This window comes from Sphingomonas sp. (assembly GCF_035910975.1).
GTDB lineage: Bacteria > Pseudomonadota > Alphaproteobacteria > Sphingomonadales > Sphingomonadaceae > Sphingomonas.
Genome location: NZ_JAMHWM010000029.1, coordinates 334,467 through 351,245 on the forward strand (window position 1 = coordinate 334,467; position 16,779 = coordinate 351,245).

Here is a 16,779-nt window from a genome sequence, read left to right on the forward strand (position 1 = left end):
CGAACAGGCTGATATGCTGGAAAATGCGGGGGCGATGTAGTCGCTGGGCGGACGATTGGCAACGCGGGCGGCCGGGTCTACCACCGCGCGCATGACCAAGTGCCTCCTGCTCGCGGCGATCGCCGCCGTCGCCCTGCCCCTCCCCGCCGTCGCGCAGACGATGGATGCGGCCGCCCTGCGCGACGCCGCGCTGAGGGACGAGATAGCGTGGGACATCACCGAGGGGCTGACGACCGAAGTCGGCCCGCGCCTGGCGGGCACCGAGGCGGAGGCGCGGGCGCGGACCTGGGCCGTGACGAAGCTGAAAGCCCTCGGATTCAGCAATGTCCGCGTCGAGTTGTTCCAGATGCCGGTTTGGGTCCGCGGCGAGGAAACCGCCGAGGTGGTGGCGCCCTTTCCGCAGAAGCTGCATCTGACGACACTGGGCAATTCCGGCGCCACGCCGGCGGACGGAATGACGGCGGAGATCGTCTACTTCCCCTCGCTCGCCGATCTCCAGGCCGCGCCCGAAGGCAGCCTGAAAGGCAAGATCGCGTTCGTCAGCCACGCGATGCACGCCACGCAGGACGGGTCGTCCTATGGCTATTACGGGCGCGTGCGCTTTCAGGGGCCCGGCATCGCCGCTCAGAAGGGCGCGGCCGCGATCGTCATCCGCTCGGTCGGCACCGATCATCACCGCAATCCGCATACCGGCGGCACCAATTTTCCCAAGGGCGTGACACCGATCCCGGCCGCCGCCCTGTCGATCCCGGATGCCGAGCAGCTCGAAAGGATCGTCAAGCGCGGCCAGCCGGTGCGGCTCAAGCTGGTATTGACCCCGCGCCAGATCGGGATGCGCGAATCGGGCAATGTCATCGCCGAGGTGCCGGGCAGCGATCCCGCTGCGGGCATCGTGCTGGTCGGCGGGCACCTCGACAGCTGGGACCTGGGCACCGGCGCGATCGACGACGCCTCGGGCGTCGCGATCACCGCGGCGGCGGCCAAGCGGATCATGGACGCCGGAACTCCGCGCCGCATGATCCGGGTGGTGTGGTTCGGCGCGGAGGAAGTCGGCGTGTTCGGCGGCCGCGCCTATGCCGCGAAGAACGGCGGCGACAATCATGTGGTCGCGGCGGAAAGCGATTTCGGCGCCGACCGCATCTGGCGCTTCAAGGTCAACCTGCCCGACAGCGCGAAGGCGATCGGCGACCGGCTGGCAACCGCGCTGTTCCCGCTGGGCATCGCGCGCAGCGCCGAAAAGGCCGGTGACGGCGCCGACGTCGGCCCGATCATGGCAAAGGGGGTCGCGGCAATCGACCTCAACCAGTCGGGCCTCGACTATTTCAACCTGCACCACACCCCCGACGACACGCTCGACAAGGTCGACTCCGAAAAGCTGCGCCAGAATGTGGCGGCATGGACGGCGATGCTGGCCGTCGTCGCCAATGCGCCTGAGGAAATCGGCCCGGTCACACCGGCGCGATGAGCGACGCAAGGGCCTGGTTGACGGCAAAATTGCGGCGCACGGGTGGGACGGTCGCCGTCACTTTCGACGTTGACGCGTTCGTCAGGGGCGTTATTGCGGCAACTTCGCGTCGGCAATCGGGCCGGTTCGCGAACGAATTTGCTTGGGAGCAATAAATGAAGAAGGTTCTCATTGTCGCTGCCGCTGCCGGCCTGATGTCGCTCGCCGCCTGCGACTCGAAGCCGACCACGGCGAACGAGGCGAACGCTGAAGCAGTGGCCGACAACCTGGAAGCGCAGGCCGACAATCTCGAAGCGCTGGCCGACAACGCCACCACCGAGGCTGGCGAAGCCGTTCTCGAGAACGCTGCGGACAACCTGCACGCTGCGGCCGACAACGCCGAGGCTGCTGCCGACAACGCTCACTGAGCCTTGCCGCGGACCGGAGCGGGCTGACCCGCTCCGCCGCGATAGAGAAACGGGCGTCTTCCCATTGCGGAAGGCGCCCTTTTCTTTTGGGCGGCGATCCTAATCGTCAAAGCCGGGGATGACGATCAAGGATTTCAGTGCATCGCGGGTGCTTCGACCTTCACTCCGTGCCCCTCAATACCCGCCGTCGCCGCTGCCGTAGCCGGCGTCGCCGATATAGTCGCTGAACCGGGTGATGTTCGCCTCGAACTTCATCGTCACCTTGCCGGTCGCGCCGTGGCGCTGCTTGGCGACGATCAGTTCGGCGAGGCCGTGGACACGCTCCATCTGCTGCGCCCAGGCGCCGTGATCGTCGAACACGCGGGCGTCGTCGCCGTCCTTGGGCAGCTTGGGCTCGCGCGCGGCAAGATAGTAATCCTCGCGGAACACGAACCACACCATGTCGGCGTCCTGCTCGATCGATCCCGATTCGCGCAGGTCGGACAGCATCGGCCGCTTGTCCTCGCGACTTTCGACCGCGCGGCTCAGCTGGGACAGCGCGATGACGGGGACGTTCAGGTCCTTCGCCAGCGTCTTGAGCCCGCGGCTGATTTCCGAGATTTCCTGGACGCGCCCGTCGCCCGAACTCTTGGCGCTCCCCGACAGCAGCTGGAGGTAATCGACGACGACCAGGCCGATCTGGTTGCCCTGTCGCCGCTGGAGCCGGCGCACGCGCGTGTGCAGGCCGCCGATCGTCAGGCCGGCGGTGTCGTCGATATAGAGCGGCAGGTTCTCCAGATCGGCGGCGGCGGCGGCGAGCTGGCCGAACTCCGCCTTGCTGATCTTGCCCATGCGCAGCGCCTCGGAACTGATCCGCGCCTGTTCGGCGAGCACGCGGGTCGCCAGCTGATCGGCCGACATTTCCAGGCTGAAGAACGCTACCTTCGCACCGACCGATTTCTCCGGCGCGATGCCCAGCCGCATGTCGTCCATCCATCGCTTTGCCGCGTTGAACGCGATGTTGGTGGCGAGCGAGGTCTTGCCCATGCCCGGACGGCCGGCGAGGATGATGAGGTCGCTGTGATGAAGCCCGCCGACCTTGGCATTGATCGAATCGAGCCCGGTGGTGACGCCGGACAGCCCACCGCCGGCGTTGAGCGCCTTTTCAGCAAGCCGCACAGCTTCGGTCGTCGCCTGGGCGAAGGTCTTGACGCTGTTCGCGGTGCCGCCATCGGCCGCGACGTTGAACAGCAGCTCCTCCGCCGCCTCGATCTGGGCGCGGGGATTGACCTCGTCGGAAGTGTCCATCGCGCGATCGACAAGGGTACGGCCCACAGTCACCAGCGCGCGCAGCATCGCCAGGTCGTAGATCTGCTGGGCGAACTGCTTGGCGCCGATCAGGCCGGCGCCGCTGCCGGTCAGCTGCGCCAGATAGGCCGGGCCACCCAGCGCGCGCATCCCTTCATCTCCGTCGAACATCGGCCGCAGCGTGACCGGGGTCGCCAGCATGTCGTTCTGGCGGAGCGAGCGGATGGCAGAGAAGATTCGGCCATGCAGCGGTTCGAAGAAATGTTCGGCCTCGATCCGGTCGAGGACGTCGTCGGCCAGCCGGTTGTCGATCATCATCGCGCCGAGCAGCGCGGCCTCGGCCTCGATATTCTGGGGCAGCTGGGCAGGCGTCGTTTCGGGAGAATCGGCGGGTCGGATCATCGTGGCCATTGCCCCCCTTCCCATCCCCGCCCGTGCCCCGCAACCGCCGATGCGGTGTGGATAGCGTGGATCACGCCGGGCCGTGTCGAGGTGATTGATTCGGCTTCGCAAGTGCCGCAATGCACGCGGTGATGGCCGATCATCGCATCATCGATGTGCAACTGGACGAACGCACGATCCTGTGGCGGTCGGCCGACGTCGAGCAGGAACGGCGGATCGCGATCTTCGACCTGCTGGAGGACAACAGCTTCGCGCCGCAGCGCGACCATGCCGACGGCTATGCCGGGCCATACCGCATTCGCCTGTCGGTCGAGGACGGTCGGCTCGGGCTGGCGATCCACCGCGACGACGACAGCCATCTCGAGACGCTGATCCTGGCGCTGGGCCGGTTCAAGCGGCCGATCCGCGACTATTTCGCGATCTGCGACAGCTATTACCAGGCGATTCGCCAGGCGACCCCGGCACAGATCGAGACCGTCGACATGGCGCGGCGCGGAATCCACAATCAGGCGGCCGAACTGTTGATCGAGCGGCTGGAGGGCAAGGTCGGGGTCGATTTCGACACCGCCCGCCGCCTGTTCACGCTGATTTGCGTGCTGCATATCAAGGGATGACGATGGACGAGACCGCCCTGATCGACGCCGCCCGCCGCGCAGCGCGCCATGCGCACGCACCTTATTCGCGTTTCGCCGTGGGGGCGGCGGTGCTGCTGACCGACGGGACGGTGGTGACCGGCGCCAATTTCGAGAATGCCAGCTACGGCCTGACATTGTGCGCGGAAACCGTCGCGCTGGGGACCGTCAGCGCCCAGGGGCGGCTGCGCGACGTGGCGGCGATCGCGGTGATCGGCGGTGCGATGGACCAGGATGGTGCGCCGACGGGCAGTTCGCTCGTCAGCCCGTGCGGACGCTGCCGCCAGATCATCAACGAGGCCGCGCAGATGAGCGGGACCGACCTGCCGGTGCTGTGCGGCGCGGCCGAAGGCGACGCCGTAAGGCGCTATACGCTGTCCGAACTGCTGCCCGATGCGTTCGGGCCGCGCGACCTCGGTTTCGCCTGAGAGGCTTCGCTTAAAGTCGCTCGACGGCGCGGCGAACCTTGCGCAGCGTCTCCACGTCGCCGACCGGCGCGATCGCCGCGTCACCCGCCACCGCCATCAGGCGCACCGCGCCGAAGCTTGCCGCGAGCCCTTTCAGGCGCAGCGCGGCATCGATCCAGGCTGTACCGTTTTCCGCACGGGTGAGCGTGGTGACCGCGGCCTTCGCGCCCTCAAGGAATGCCAGTCGCAACTCGGCGATCAGCGCGGGATCGTCTCCCACCGCCGCCGCCAGGGTCGCATCGATCGCACCGGGATCATAAGCCATGGCCCGACACTTAGGCCGCCATGCTTAAGGGACCGTTGCCGCTTTGCTGTATCGCGTCGTCGATTCCGTGATAGATGTCCCAAAATGAACGGGGGGTCACGCATCGTGGGGTTGCGTCCGGCGACGGAAGCCGAGCTCGCGGAGGATTTCCCCGCGATCGCGCGCGATTCCACGGTCGAGGACGCGTTGGACGACTCGGCCGATTCCTATCAGGACTGGCAGGCGGCCGAGGACGACGATGCGCCGCGCTTCACCTGGGTGATGCCGCTGCTTGCGACGCTCGTGTCGCTGGCATGGGTCGGCACGATGCTGTGGTTCGCGCGCGACGCCTTTCCCCTGCCCCCGATCGCATTCGTCCAGTTCGCTGCCGCGCTGTGCGTGGTTCCCACCCTCGTCGCGGTGCTGTGCCTGCTCGCGTTGCGCACCAGCCGGGCCGAAGCGCGGCGTTTCGGCGCGACGGCTCGCGCGATGCGGGCGGAGGCCGCGCATCTGGAAGGCACGATCCACGCGCTCGGCCAGCGGATCGAGGCAAATCGGCGGGCGTTGACGGAACAGGCGCAATCACTGGTCACGATCGGCGACGCGGCGTCGGAGCGGTTGAGCGCGACCACGGCCAATCTGACCGTCGAGGCGCAGATCCTCGACACCATCGGCGGATCGCTGGTCCGGGCTGCCGACGATGTCGAGATGAAGCTGCAGACGGTGTTCGATTCGCTGCCCAAGGCGCATGTCGAGACCGCGAAGATCAGCGCCGCGCTGACCGCGCTGGGCCTGTCGGCGAGCGAGCGGGCGGTGGCGCTCGACGCCGCGCTGGCCGGGGTCGCTGAACGGGGCCGCGCGGCGGACGAGATCGCCGGCGGCGCAGCGACGCGGCTGAGTGCGCACATCGCGCGGATGGAATCGTCGAGCGACGCCGCCGCGCACCGGCTCGATTCGGCGGCAGCGGAGATGTCGGCGGCGGTGGATGCGGTGCTCGACCGCGCGGCGCAGGCGATCGACGAATCGCGCAAGGGCATCGCGGCGCAGGGCGAGGCGATGCTGGCGATGCTGTCGGCCAGTCAGGCCGCGCTGGAGAAATCGGGTCGCGATGGCGCCGAGGCGCTGCACGACCGGCTGGTCGCCGTCGAGGGCGCGATCGAGCGTATCTCCGGCCGGCTGGGCGAGGAACAGGGGCGCACCGACAGCCTGTTCCTGACGATCGCGACCGGGGTGGACGGCGCGTCCGAACAACTCGACCGGTTGCACGCCGAGGGACAGGCCAAGAGCCAGGAGCTGGCCGCGTCGATCGCGACGCTGACGGCGTCTACTGAGGCAATGACCGAGACGATGCGCGTCGGCGAGGCGACCGCGCGCCTGCTGATCGGATCGGCCGAGGACCTGCTGACCGCGCTCGACGCCTCCGCGCGCGAGATCGACGAGACATTGCCCGACGCGCTGACCCGCCTCGACGACCGGATCGGCGAGAGCCGGCGGATGGTGGGCAGCGCCAAGCCCGAACTGCTCGCCCTCGTCACCGCGGCGGAAAGCACGCATGTCGCGGTCGAGGCGGTCAACAGCCTTGTCACCACCGAACGCCAGAAGCTGGCGGAGATCACCGCGACGCTGACCGAGGCGCTCGACATCGGCCAGGACAAGGCGATGACGATGGACACCGTCGTGGGTGACGCGATCGCCAAGACGCGGCGCTTCGCCGAGGAGGCCGCGCCCCAGCTGGTCGAGGCACTGGCGCGGATCCGCGAAACCGCCGACCGAGCGGCGGACAGCGCACGCCAGGTGCTGACGTCGGTAGTGCCCGATGCCGCCGCCTCTATCGAGAGCGCCAGCGCCGACGCGGTGCGCGGCGCCTTCGCCCGCGCGCTGCCCCAGCCGCTGGCCGAACTGCGCGAAGTATCGGAGGAGGCGGTATCCGCCGCGACCCGCGCGTCGGAGCGGCTGTCGCAGCAACTGATGACGATCGCCGAATCGACCGCCACGATCGAAGCGCGGCTTGCCGCTGATCGCGCCGAGCGCGAGGAAGGCGACCGCGACAATTTCGCGCGGCGGGTTTCGTTGCTGATCGAGGCGCTCAATTCGGCATCGATCGACATTTCCAAGACCTTCGCGCACGAAGTGTCGGACAGCGCCTGGTCCGCCTATCTGAAGGGCGATCGCGGGGTGTTCACCCGCCGTGCGGTACGGCTGCTCGATTCGGGCGACGCGCGCGAAATCGCCCGCCTGCACCACGACGACCCCGAGTTCCGCGAGCACGTCAACCGCTACATCCATGATTTCGAGGCGATGCTGCGCCAGATCCTGACCCAGCGCGACGGATCCCCGCTGGGCGTGACGTTGCTGTCGTCGGACATGGGCAAGCTCTATGTCGCGCTCGCCCAGGCGATCGAGCGGCTGCGGACCTGACGGCTCGCGGTTCGCGCCGTCAGAAGCCGGCGAGCACCCGTTCCACCGCATCCATCGTGAACGGCTTGGCCAGCACCGGCCGATCGCGGTGCGCATCGGCGATCATGTCGCCGCTGCCGCCGGTCGCCAGCACGAACGGTATGCCGGCCCGCGCCAGCGAATCCGCTATCGGCCAGCTCTTTTCACCGCCGCGCAGGTTCACGTCCAGGATCGCGGCGTCGATGCCACCCCCGGCGATCAACCGCAGCGCATCGGCGACGCAATCCGCCGTTCCCGCAACCTGCTTGTCGAAAGCGTCGAGGAAATCCTCCAGCATCATCGCGATCAGGGGTTCGTCCTCGACGATGAGGATGCGCTGGGGTGCGGCCATCGCCGAGTCTTACGGGTCAACGCCCAGGCGATCAACCGGGTCGGCGGCGCGTCAATCCGTGCCGAGAGCGTCGCGTGCGGCGTCGGCAAGCTGCTGGACCGAAAAGGGCTTTGGCAGGAAGGCGACGTTGTCGAGATCGATCGAGCGCCGCAGCTGCTCCTCGGCATACCCCGACATGAACAGGATCGGCAGGCCGGGGAAACGCTGGCGCGCCCGCTTGGCCATCGTCGGTCCGTCCATCACCGGCATGACGACGTCGGAAATCAGCAGATCGGGTCGCTCGCCACTCGCCAGCATCTCCAGCGCGACCTCGCCATTTTCGGCGGTGCGCACGGTATAGCCCTGGCGCGTCAGCGCACGTTCCGCGACGGCGCGCACCATCTCCTCGTCCTCGACCAGCAGGATCGCGCCCGTGCCCCACGCCTGTTCGCTGTCGCGCCTGACCGCGACCGGCTGGGCGACCTGCGCGGTCGCTGCGGCGTGCACCGGCAGATAGATGGTGAAGGCCGCGCCCGATCCCCGGACATTCGCGGCGAAGATGTAGCCACCCGACTGCTTGATGATGCCGTAGACGGTCGACAGGCCCAGCCCCGTGCCCTTCCCCACTTCCTTGGTGGTAAAGAAGGGTTCGAAGATGTTGGGGATGATGTCGGCCGGGATGCCGGTGCCGGTGTCGCTGACGCGCAACGCCGTATAGTCGCCGACCGGCAGCAGGTCCTCGTCCATCCGCCTGACCTGTGCGGCGTCCACCGCGAAGGTCTCGATCGTCAGCACCCCACCGCCGCCCGGATGACTGACGAGCATCGCGTCGCGCGCGTTGACCGCCAGGTTGACCACGACCTGTTCAAGCTGGCCCGGATCGGCCCGCACCTGGCCCAGATTACGCCCGTGCTTGACCTCCAGCGTCACCGTCTCGCCGAGCAGGCGGCGCAGCAGGTTCGACACCTCCGAGATGACGTCCGGCAGTTGTAGCACCTGCGGGCGCAGCGTCTGCTGGCGGGAGAAGGCGAGCAACTGGCGGGTCAGCGCCGCGGCACGGTTCGAATTGGTGCGGATCTGCTGGATATCGTCATAATCGCTGTCGCCGGGCGTATGGCGCATCAGCATCAGGTCGCAGTGGCCGAGGATCGCGGTCAGGATATTGTTGAAATCATGCGCGACGCCGCCGGCGAGCTGGCCGACAGCCTGCATCTTGGTCGCCTGCGCGACCTGGTGCTTCAGCCGGCCTTCCTCGCCGCTGTCCTTCAGGCTCATCAGCACCGCGGCCTCGCCCAGCCCGCGCGCGCCGGCTAGGGCGATCTGGACGGGTTCGTCGGGACGGCTGGCGAAGCGCACCGGCAGCTGGGTGGCATAACCGCCGCCGCCCGAAAAGCGCCGTATCGCATCGGCGAGCGGCCCCTTGTCCTCGCGCACCACCAGATCGCCGGGGTAGAGCGGCGGAGCGGCGGGATCGGCGCCGGTCGCGCGCTGGAAAGCATCGTTCATGTGCACGAACCGGCCATCGCGATCGACCAGCGCGATCGGCGCGGGCAACAGTGCGACGAGTGCACGGACGTGGCTGGTGGCACCCGTTCCGATCGCCGGCACCGCGACCGCCGCATCCTCGTCGAGCAGCGCGACGAGCATCGGCGCCTCGTCCCCCTCGACGAAGGGAAGTTGCAGGACGCGCAAGGAGTTGCCGGACAGCCCCTCGCGCTCGAAGCGCACAAGGCCGCCCGTATCGGTGATGAGGAAACGCGCGAAATCACGACCCTCGATCGCGCCTTCCTCATGGCCCATCGCGCGGACGCGCAGCACCCGGTTGGCGGTGCGCACGCGGCCATCGGGGGAAAGCACCGCGAGCATCAGTCCCGCCTCGCCGAAACGGTCGCCTTGCCGGCCGGCGATCGCCTGCTGGACACGCTGGGCGAGGTCGGCGACGTCGGCGGTGGCGAAGCGCCACAGCAGCATGTCATTGCCGATCCGTTCGATCCGCGCCTGAACCTCGGCACCGCGCACGGCAAGCAGCGTCGCACCGCTGCCGTCGCGCCACGCTACTCGTCCGGCGACGCCCAGCCGCTCGGTATCCGCTTCGTCCAGCCCCAGGTTCGGCGGCGTCGGATAACCGCCGAACAGCGCCTGATAGCGATCGTTGGCGCAGACGATCCTGCCGGCGCGGTCGATCAGCGCGACCGCATCCGACGATGTGAGCGCGATCGCGTGGGCGACGCTCCAGTCCGGCTCGGCGTGGCTTTCGGTCACGGCGGGAAACAGCGCGCGAACCGCCACGGCCATGCCGACGACAACCAGCGCGGCCGCGGCGAATCCGCCGGCGATGGCGATATCGCCGATCAACCACAGCACGATCGCGGCCGCGGCCACGCCGGCACACGCGGCGATCAGCAGCGCGCGGCGTGCGGGCGTCGCGATCAGCGCGGGCGGGGACGGAGCATGCGAAGCCATCGCGTCCCTTGTCCGCCCCCCGCGCCCAGCGTCAAGCGCCAAGCGAAACCGCGCGCCCCATCACCAGATGCGGACGCGCTCCTCCGGCGTCAGATACAGCTTCTGGCCGGGTTTCGGCTTGAACGCCGTGTACCAGGCGTCGAGGTTGCGAACGACCCAGGTCCGCTGCTGGCCCGGCGAATGCACGCCCGTCAGCAGCTGGTTGCGCAGCGCCGCCTCGCGGTGCTTGACGCGCCATACCTGTGCCCAGCCGAGGAAGAACCGCTGGTCGCCGGTGAAGCCATCGATCACCGGCGCGGGCTTGCCCTTCAGCGACGCCTTGTACGCGTCATAGGCTGCGCTCAGCCCGGCGACGTCGGCGGTGTTCTCGCCGAGCGTCAACGCGCCCTTCATCTTTGCGCCGGGCAACGGTTCATAGCCGTCATACTGGGCGACCAGCCTGTCGGTGCGCGCCTTGAACGCCGCGACATCTTCCGGCGTCCACCAGTCGGCGAGCTTGCCGGTGACGTCATACTTGGCGCCCTGATCGTCGAAATGATGGCTGATCTCATGGCCGATCACCGCGCCGATGCCGCCATAGTTGATCGCCGGATCGGCCTTGGGGTCGAAATAGGGCGGCTGCAGGATCGCCGCGGGGAAGGTGATGGCGACCATCGTCGGGCTGGCCGAGGCGTTGACCGTCATCGGGGTCATGCCCCATTCCCAGCGGTAGACCGGCTTGCCCAGCTTCGCGACCTGATAGTCCTGCCGCCACTGCGCGGCGCGGAGCATGTTGCCGAACGCATCGCCGGGGCGGATTTCGAGGTTCGCATAATCCCGCCACTGCGACGGATAGCCGATGCGCGGATCGAAGGCGTTCAGCTTGGCGATCGCCTTCGCCTTGGTTTCCGGCTTCATCCAGTCGAGCCGGGTGACGCGCGCCTTCATCGCCTCCAGCACGTTCTTCACCAGCGCGTCGGCCGCCGCCTTGGTCTCGGGCGGGAAATATTTCGCGACATAGAGCTTGGCGAGATCATCGGTCAGCGCGCCCTGGGTGAAGCCCACCGCGCGCTTCCAGCGCGGCTGCTGCTCGGGCGTGCCCGACAGGGTCGTGCTGTAGAAAGCGAACCGCTCCTTGTCGAAGGCGGTCGGCAATACCGAGGCGAACCCGCCCAGCGACCGGAAGATCAGTTGGTCGCGCAGCACACCGATGGGAGCCGCGCCGATCACCTTGGCCATGCCGGCGATCGCGCTCGGCTGGCGCACGACGACGCTATCGACCGGCAGTTTCGATGCCTTCAGGAACCCGGCGAAGTCGAAACCCGGCGCGCTCTGCGCCAGATCGGCGACGGCCATGCGGTTATAGGTCTTGTCGGCGTTGCGGCCCTCGATCCGGGTCCAGTGGACCTTGGCGATCTCCGTCTCCAGATCGACGATCGCCCTGGCGCGCGTATCGGCGTCAGCCTCTCCCGCCAGCGTCAGCATCTTGGCGATATGCGCCTGATACGCCGTCTTGATCGCCGTCATGCGCGGCTCGGCGCTCAGATAATAGTCGCGGTCCGGCAGGCCGAGGCCGCCCTGCCCCATGCTGACGGTGTAAACGTTGGGGTCCTTCTGGTCCGCACCGACGCCGACCCCGAACGGCACCGACACGCCGTTGCGATCGGCCTCAGCCAGCAGCGCGACATAGCCCGCCTGGTCGGTCACGCCCTTGATCCGGTCGAGCCACGGCTTGATCGGCGCCAGTCCGCTGGCGTCGATTGCGGCGGTATCGAGGAAGGCGGCATAGGCGGCACCGATCTTCGATCCGGGCCGGGCCTGCTCGACCTCGATCAGCCCGCGCACCTGATCGTCGGCGCGATCGGACAGCACGCTGAACTGGCTCCACGACGAACGATCGGCCGGGATTTCGGTGCGGGCGAGCCAGGCGCCGCTGGCATAGCCATGGAAGTCGTCGCCGGGCGCGACCGTCCGGTCCATGCCCGTTTCGTCCAGGCCGAAGCGGCCGTATTCCGGCCCGGACGCCGGCTTGGCGGCGGCGGCCTTGGGCGCGGCGGTGGTGGACGTCTGGGCAACGACGGCGCCGGCGGCGATCGATCCGGCAAGGATCGTCGTGGCGAGAAGCGGGAAGCGCATGGGCGGTCTCTGTCAGGATGGGAGGATGCGTGCTCCTACCCCGCCCCGGCCGCGCGTCAAAGCCGTGCCGATCAACCGCGCTTCTGGTGTCGTGAACGCCACCGCCGGGCGATCCACATCCGCCAGCCGAGCGCGCTGCCAGCATAGCCGAGCAACGCGCCGACGACCGAAAGGACCAGCAGGCCGACGATCAGCGCCGGCCCGGCCTCCGCATACATCCACTGCAACCAGCCCATGTTGGCGTGGACCTTCTCCGCGATCGGCGATCCCGGCACGATCGCGTCGAGCCTGAGCGTCTTGCGCCCGACCCAATAGGCCGCCGCCCACAGGAACGGCGTGGTCACCGGATTGGTCAGGAACGTCGTCAGCGCCGCTGCGGGGATATTCGCGCGCAACGGGAGCGCGAGGATCGCCGACGCGGGGATTTGCCCCAGCGGGATCAGGATGCCGGTGATCATGCCCAGCGCCACGCCGCGCGGCACGCTGCGCCGTGTGAATCGCCAGAGGGCCGGCGCCAGCACGCGGTGCGCGACGGGGCGGATGTAGCGGTTGCGCTCCATGTCCTCGCGCGTCGGCATGTTGCGGTGCGCCCAGGCGCGCAGACGGCTCCACATGCTCACATCAGCCTCGATCGCGGAGCAACCGTCCCTGTTCACGCTTCCAGTCCCGTTCCTTGATCGTTTCACGCTTGTCGTGGGTCTTCTTGCCCTTGGCGAGCGCGAGTTCGACCTTCGCCCGCCCCCGGCCGTTGAAATAGACCGACAGCGGAACCAGCGTCATGCCCTCGCGGGCGACCGCACCGTGCAGCTTGTTTATCTCGCGTTGATGAAGGAGCAATTTACGGGGGCGCTTGGGTTCGTGGTTGAAACGGTTGCCGTGCGAGAATTCGGGAATGTTGGCGTTGACCAGCCACGCCTGCTCGTCGCGGATTTCCGCATAGCTTTCCGCGATCGATCCTTCGCCGAAGCGCAGGCTCTTCACCTCGGTGCCGGTCAGCGCGATGCCGGCCTCGAACGTCTGCTCGATGAAATATTCGAAGCGCGCGCGCCGGTTCTCGGCAACGACCTTCACTTTCTCGAACTGCGGGGGCTTGGGACGGGGCATGCGCGGTGCGATGTAGGCCGGGGTCGGGATGAATGGAAGCGGCGCGCGCATGACGGACAACGAACTCTGGCTGTTTTCCTACGGCACGTTGCGGTTGGCGGAGGTGCAGCAGGCGCTGTTCGGGCGGCGATTGCGCGAGGAAGCCGATACGCTGCCGGGATACCGGCTCGACACCATCGAGATCGTCGACGAGACGGTGGTCGGGCTGAGCGGATCGGCCACCCACCTGATCGTCCGCGCGACGGGGCGTGCGGCGGACAACATCGGCGGCGCGGCTCTGGCGATCACCGCGACCGACCTGCCGGCGGCCGACGCCTATGAAACCGATGCCTATCGCCGGGTCGAGGTGACGCTGGCGTCGGGCCGACGCGCCTTCGTCTACGTCGGCGACTGATCGCCTCAGACCAGGCCGGCGCGTTCCAGAGCGGCGTCGATCGTCGCGCGGCTGGCGGCAGAAGCTGGCGTCATCGGCAGGCGCAAATCGGTCGGGAAATCGGGGCGCACGCGATTCAGCGCATATTTCACCGGGCCAGGCGACGCATCCGTGAACATCGCCGTATGCAGATCGAACAGCAGATCCTGATAATCGAGCGCGGCGGCGTAATCGCCCGCCCCGCACGCCGCCTGGAATTCCGCGCACAGCCGCGGCGCGACATTGGCGGTGACCGAGATGCACCCCCGCCCGCCCATCGCGTTGAAGGCGAGCGCGAGATCGTCATTGCCCGAAAGCTGGATGAAATCCGATCCCGCCCCGTCGCGGTGCGCCGAGACGCGCGCGAGATCGCCGGTCGCGTCCTTGATCGCGGCGATCTGCGGGAAGGCGTTGGCCAGCCGTACCACCGTCGCCGCCTGGATGTCGGTCACGGTGCGGCCGGGCACGTTGTAGAGCATGATCGGCAGGTCGCACGCCGCGACGATCGCTTCGAAATGGGCGAAGATACCGTCCTGGTTGGGGCGGTTGTAATAGGGTGGGACCATTAGTGCTGCATCGGCCCCGGCTTCCTTCGCCGCCCGAATGTTCTGGATCGCGACGCGGGTATCGTTGGAGCCAGCGCCGGCGATCACCGGCACGCGCCCCTTCGCCACGTCCACGCAGGTGCGCACGACCTGGAAATGCTCGTCGAAGCTCAACGTGGCGTTCTCGCCCGTCGTGCCGCACGGGACCAGCCCGGTCGATCCCTCGTCAATCTGCCATTCAACGAAGGCGCGGTATACCTGTTCATCGAAGCCGCCATTGCGGAACGGCGTGACAAGCGCGGGGATCGAGCCGGAGAACATTGCGACGAACGGCCTTGCAGGAGCGATATGACGGGTGGCGGATAAAGCGAGACTGCGTAACATGTCCAGCATGCCGGGGTGGATAATGAAGGGCGGCCTGCTGGCCGTCGGGGTTTCGGGTGCGGCGGTGGCCGCCGGGGTCGGGCACGGGGCGATCGGATCGCCGGTGCACTGGGTGGGCGCCCGCGTGGCGCAGGCGATGCCCCAGCAATTGCTGCCCCCGCAGTTCCAGCCGCAACAGCTGTTGCCGCAACAGATGGTCCAGCCGATCCCGTCGGCGCGGCCGAACGATCCCTTTTCCGTGACGATCGATCGCTGGAACCGGCTGCGCCAATCGGACAACCTGCCCTTCGTCGATTATGCGAGCTTCCTGCTAGACCATCCCGGCTGGCCGGGTGAGACGGGCCGCCGTGCCGCGGCCGAGACCGCGCCCGACAGCGGCGGATCGAGCGCGCTGGCGCTGCGCTTCTTCGATCGCTTTCCGCCGCTGACCGCCGCCGGCCATGTCCGCTACGCCGATGCACTGGCGAGCGCGGGCCAGCCCGGCCGCGCCGCCGAACAGGCGCGCTTGGCATGGCGCAAGGGATCGCTGCGTGCGCAGGACGAAAGCCGCATACTGGCGGCGTTCCCCGGCGCGCTCGGCGTCGAGGATCATGATGCGCGGCTCGACATGCTGCTGTGGCAGGGGGCGACGACGTCGGCCGTGCGCGGCATATCCTATGCCAGCCCGGCGCGGCGCCCGATCTTCGAGGCGCGGCTCGCCTATCGCACCAAGGCAGCCGATGCGGCGGCGCGGGGCGACGCGGCACAGGCCATGGCGCTGAACGACGCCGGTTTCCTGGCCGATCGTGCGAGTTGGCTGCGCGACAATGGCGCGAGCGGCACCGCGCGGGCGATGCTCGCACGGCCGCATGCGATCACCTATCCCCCCGGATCGGCCGAGAAATGGTTCGAGGCGATGCTGACCCACGCCCGCGCCGCCAGTGCCGACGGGCAGCACAGCCTGGCGTTCGACATCGCGCGGCAGGTGGACGATGCCTATCTGCCCGGCACCGACGTTTCGCTGCGCCCGCTGGGCGAGCGCGACGATTATACCAGCCTGACGTGGCTGGCGGGGACCGTGGCGATGCAGAAACTCGCCCGCCCGCGCGACGCGATCGGCATGTTCGAACGCTATTCGCGCGGATCGCGTACCCCGACGACCCAGTCGAAGGGGCTCTACTGGGCCGGGCGCGCGGCGGAAGCGGCCGGTGACCGCACGGCGGCGCAGACCTATTACCAGCGCGCGGCGGGCTTCGGCGATCTGTTCTACGGCCAGCTCGCCAGCGAGCGGATGCGCCTGCCGCTGCGCCGCCCCACACCGCTGGACACCGCCGGGATCGATCCCGGCTCGCGCGCAGCCTTCGCCAACCGCGAGATCGTGCGCGCGGCGCGCCTGCTGGGCGAGCAGGGCCGTCGGCAGGAACAGGGCTTCTTCATCCGCAAGATCGCCGAGGATGCAACGACCGACGTCGATCACGCGCTGGCCGGCGAACTCGCCGCGCAGATCAACCGGCCCGACCTAGGCGTGCTGGTCGGCAAGAGCGCGCTGCAGAACGGCCTGAGCGACTATACCGCCACCGGCTACCCCACCGTCAGCGTGCCGGCGGCGAGCCGCGACAGCTTCACGATGATCCACGCGATCACGCGGCAGGAAAGCCAGTTCGATCGCACCGCCGTGTCCCATGCCGGCGCGCGCGGGCTGATGCAGTTGATGCCGGGCACCGCGCGCGAGGTCGCCGGGCGGCTGGGGCTGGGTTACGACATGTCGGCGCTGACGGTGAATACCGATTACAACATCCAGCTCGGATCGCATTATTTCGAACGGATGCTGGCGCAATACGGCAGCTACCCCCTTGCGCTGGCCGCCTACAACGCCGGGCCGGGCAATGTGAACAAATGGCTCCGCGCCAACGGCGATCCGCGCACGCTCGCCGTCGACATGATCGACTGGATCGAGAACATCCCGATCTTCGAGACCAAGAACTATGTCCAGCGCGTGCTGGAAAATGCCGTGGTCTACGACCTTATGCACACCGACAAGGCGCGGTCGCGCGGGCCGGCGAACCTGAGCTGGTATCTCGGCAAGAACACGCCGGGCTGATAGAG

15 protein-coding genes are annotated in these 16,779 nt (G+C 68.2%); 7 read left to right on the forward strand and 8 right to left on the reverse strand.

The genetic code is table 11. The annotated features are described in order from the left end of the window. Positions 1–91: 91 nt before the first annotated feature. Positions 92–1,465 carry a M28 family peptidase gene (locus tag VYI76_RS08035; RefSeq protein ID WP_326524244.1) on the forward strand — a complete coding sequence of 458 codons (1,374 nt, stop codon included), beginning with the start codon at positions 92–94 and terminating at the stop codon, positions 1,463–1,465. A gap of 155 nt (positions 1,466–1,620) precedes the next feature. Then, positions 1,621–1,872: a hypothetical protein gene (locus VYI76_RS08040; RefSeq protein ID WP_326524245.1), complete on the forward strand. Its 252-nt coding sequence runs from the start codon at positions 1,621–1,623 to the stop codon at positions 1,870–1,872. Positions 1,873–2,046: 174 nt separating this feature from the next. Here VYI76_RS08040 and VYI76_RS08045 read toward each other — a convergent pair whose 3' ends face one another. Next, positions 2,047–3,570, reverse strand: a complete 1,524-nt coding sequence (locus tag VYI76_RS08045) for a replicative DNA helicase (protein ID WP_326524246.1) — start codon at positions 3,568–3,570, stop codon at positions 2,047–2,049. 122 nt (positions 3,571–3,692) lie between these two features. On the opposite strand from VYI76_RS08045, the gene VYI76_RS08050 reads away from it, so the two are divergent. Beyond that, positions 3,693–4,175, forward strand: coding sequence for a UPF0262 family protein (locus VYI76_RS08050; RefSeq protein WP_326524247.1), 483 nt, complete (start codon positions 3,693–3,695; stop codon positions 4,173–4,175). Further along, positions 4,172–4,621, forward strand: a complete 450-nt coding sequence (locus VYI76_RS08055) for a cytidine deaminase (RefSeq protein WP_326524248.1) — start codon at positions 4,172–4,174, stop codon at positions 4,619–4,621. Before VYI76_RS08050 ends, VYI76_RS08055 begins: the two co-directional genes overlap by 4 nt. A gap of 10 nt (positions 4,622–4,631) precedes the next feature. Here the strand turns inward: VYI76_RS08055 and VYI76_RS08060 are convergent, their stop codons facing one another. Continuing rightward, complete coding sequence (locus VYI76_RS08060) at positions 4,632–4,925, reverse strand: Hpt domain-containing protein (RefSeq protein WP_326524249.1); 294 nt, start codon at positions 4,923–4,925, stop codon at positions 4,632–4,634. Between the two features lie 84 nt (positions 4,926–5,009). On the opposite strand from VYI76_RS08060, the gene VYI76_RS08065 reads away from it, so the two are divergent. Continuing rightward, positions 5,010–7,322, forward strand: a complete 2,313-nt coding sequence (locus VYI76_RS08065) for a hypothetical protein (protein ID WP_326524250.1) — start codon at positions 5,010–5,012, stop codon at positions 7,320–7,322. Between the two features lie 19 nt (positions 7,323–7,341). Here VYI76_RS08065 and VYI76_RS08070 read toward each other — a convergent pair whose 3' ends face one another. The 5 genes from VYI76_RS08070 to smpB all read right to left on the reverse strand — a co-directional run bounded on the left by VYI76_RS08070 (position 7,342) and on the right by smpB (position 13,353). Further along, positions 7,342–7,692: a response regulator gene (locus VYI76_RS08070; RefSeq protein WP_326524251.1), complete on the reverse strand. Its 351-nt coding sequence runs from the start codon at positions 7,690–7,692 to the stop codon at positions 7,342–7,344. A gap of 51 nt (positions 7,693–7,743) precedes the next feature. After that, positions 7,744–10,134: a hybrid sensor histidine kinase/response regulator gene (locus VYI76_RS08075; RefSeq protein ID WP_326524252.1), complete on the reverse strand. Its 2,391-nt coding sequence runs from the start codon at positions 10,132–10,134 to the stop codon at positions 7,744–7,746. 60 nt (positions 10,135–10,194) lie between these two features. Continuing rightward, complete coding sequence (locus tag VYI76_RS08080) at positions 10,195–12,249, reverse strand: M13 family metallopeptidase (protein ID WP_326524253.1); 2,055 nt, start codon at positions 12,247–12,249, stop codon at positions 10,195–10,197. A gap of 71 nt (positions 12,250–12,320) precedes the next feature. Then, positions 12,321–12,863 (reverse strand): DUF2062 domain-containing protein, encoded by a 543-nt coding sequence (locus VYI76_RS08085; protein WP_326525061.1) that lies wholly within the window; start codon positions 12,861–12,863, stop codon positions 12,321–12,323. Positions 12,864–12,870: 7 nt separating this feature from the next. Continuing rightward, positions 12,871–13,353: an SsrA-binding protein SmpB gene (smpB, locus tag VYI76_RS08090; RefSeq protein WP_326524254.1), complete on the reverse strand. Its 483-nt coding sequence runs from the start codon at positions 13,351–13,353 to the stop codon at positions 12,871–12,873. Positions 13,354–13,402: 49 nt separating this feature from the next. On the opposite strand from smpB, the gene VYI76_RS08095 reads away from it, so the two are divergent. Further along, positions 13,403–13,747, forward strand: coding sequence for a gamma-glutamylcyclotransferase family protein (locus tag VYI76_RS08095; RefSeq protein WP_326524255.1), 345 nt, complete (start codon positions 13,403–13,405; stop codon positions 13,745–13,747). 5 nt (positions 13,748–13,752) lie between these two features. Here VYI76_RS08095 and dapA read toward each other — a convergent pair whose 3' ends face one another. Then, positions 13,753–14,631: a 4-hydroxy-tetrahydrodipicolinate synthase gene (gene dapA, locus VYI76_RS08100; protein ID WP_326525062.1), complete on the reverse strand. Its 879-nt coding sequence runs from the start codon at positions 14,629–14,631 to the stop codon at positions 13,753–13,755. A gap of 70 nt (positions 14,632–14,701) precedes the next feature. On the opposite strand from dapA, the gene VYI76_RS08105 reads away from it, so the two are divergent. Next, the gene (locus VYI76_RS08105) at positions 14,702–16,774 is read left to right on the forward strand and encodes a lytic transglycosylase domain-containing protein (RefSeq protein WP_443018941.1); all 2,073 of its coding nucleotides are present in this window, start codon (positions 14,702–14,704) and stop codon (positions 16,772–16,774) included. The last annotated feature ends 5 nt before the right edge of the window (positions 16,775–16,779 follow it).

Excerpts from the sequence above, each read along its gene's own strand:
- VYI76_RS08070 (WP_326524251.1), bottom strand. The coding sequence starts at position 7,692 with ATGGCCGCACCCCAGCGCATCCTCATCGTCGAGGACGAACCCCTGATC.
- VYI76_RS08080 (WP_326524253.1), bottom strand. The coding sequence starts at position 12,249 with ATGCGCTTCCCGCTTCTCGCCACGACGATCCTTGCCGGATCGATCGCC.
- VYI76_RS08065 (WP_326524250.1), top strand. The coding sequence starts at position 5,010 with ATGAACGGGGGGTCACGCATCGTGGGGTTGCGTCCGGCGACGGAAGCC.
- VYI76_RS08050 (WP_326524247.1), top strand. The coding sequence starts at position 3,693 with ATGGCCGATCATCGCATCATCGATGTGCAACTGGACGAACGCACGATC.
- VYI76_RS08085 (WP_326525061.1), bottom strand. The coding sequence starts at position 12,863 with ATGTGGAGCCGTCTGCGCGCCTGGGCGCACCGCAACATGCCGACGCGC.
- VYI76_RS08075 (WP_326524252.1), bottom strand. The coding sequence starts at position 10,134 with ATGGCTTCGCATGCTCCGTCCCCGCCCGCGCTGATCGCGACGCCCGCA.
- VYI76_RS08035 (WP_326524244.1), top strand. The coding sequence starts at position 92 with ATGACCAAGTGCCTCCTGCTCGCGGCGATCGCCGCCGTCGCCCTGCCC.
- VYI76_RS08105 (WP_443018941.1), top strand. The coding sequence starts at position 14,702 with ATGCCGGGGTGGATAATGAAGGGCGGCCTGCTGGCCGTCGGGGTTTCG.
- VYI76_RS08055 (WP_326524248.1), top strand. The coding sequence starts at position 4,172 with ATGACGATGGACGAGACCGCCCTGATCGACGCCGCCCGCCGCGCAGCG.
- VYI76_RS08040 (WP_326524245.1), top strand. The coding sequence starts at position 1,621 with ATGAAGAAGGTTCTCATTGTCGCTGCCGCTGCCGGCCTGATGTCGCTC.
- VYI76_RS08095 (WP_326524255.1), top strand. The coding sequence starts at position 13,403 with ATGACGGACAACGAACTCTGGCTGTTTTCCTACGGCACGTTGCGGTTG.
- VYI76_RS08045 (WP_326524246.1), bottom strand. The coding sequence starts at position 3,570 with ATGGCCACGATGATCCGACCCGCCGATTCTCCCGAAACGACGCCTGCC.
- smpB (WP_326524254.1), bottom strand. The coding sequence starts at position 13,353 with ATGCCCCGTCCCAAGCCCCCGCAGTTCGAGAAAGTGAAGGTCGTTGCC.
- dapA (WP_326525062.1), bottom strand. The coding sequence starts at position 14,631 with ATGTTCTCCGGCTCGATCCCCGCGCTTGTCACGCCGTTCCGCAATGGC.
- VYI76_RS08060 (WP_326524249.1), bottom strand. The coding sequence starts at position 4,925 with ATGGCTTATGATCCCGGTGCGATCGATGCGACCCTGGCGGCGGCGGTG.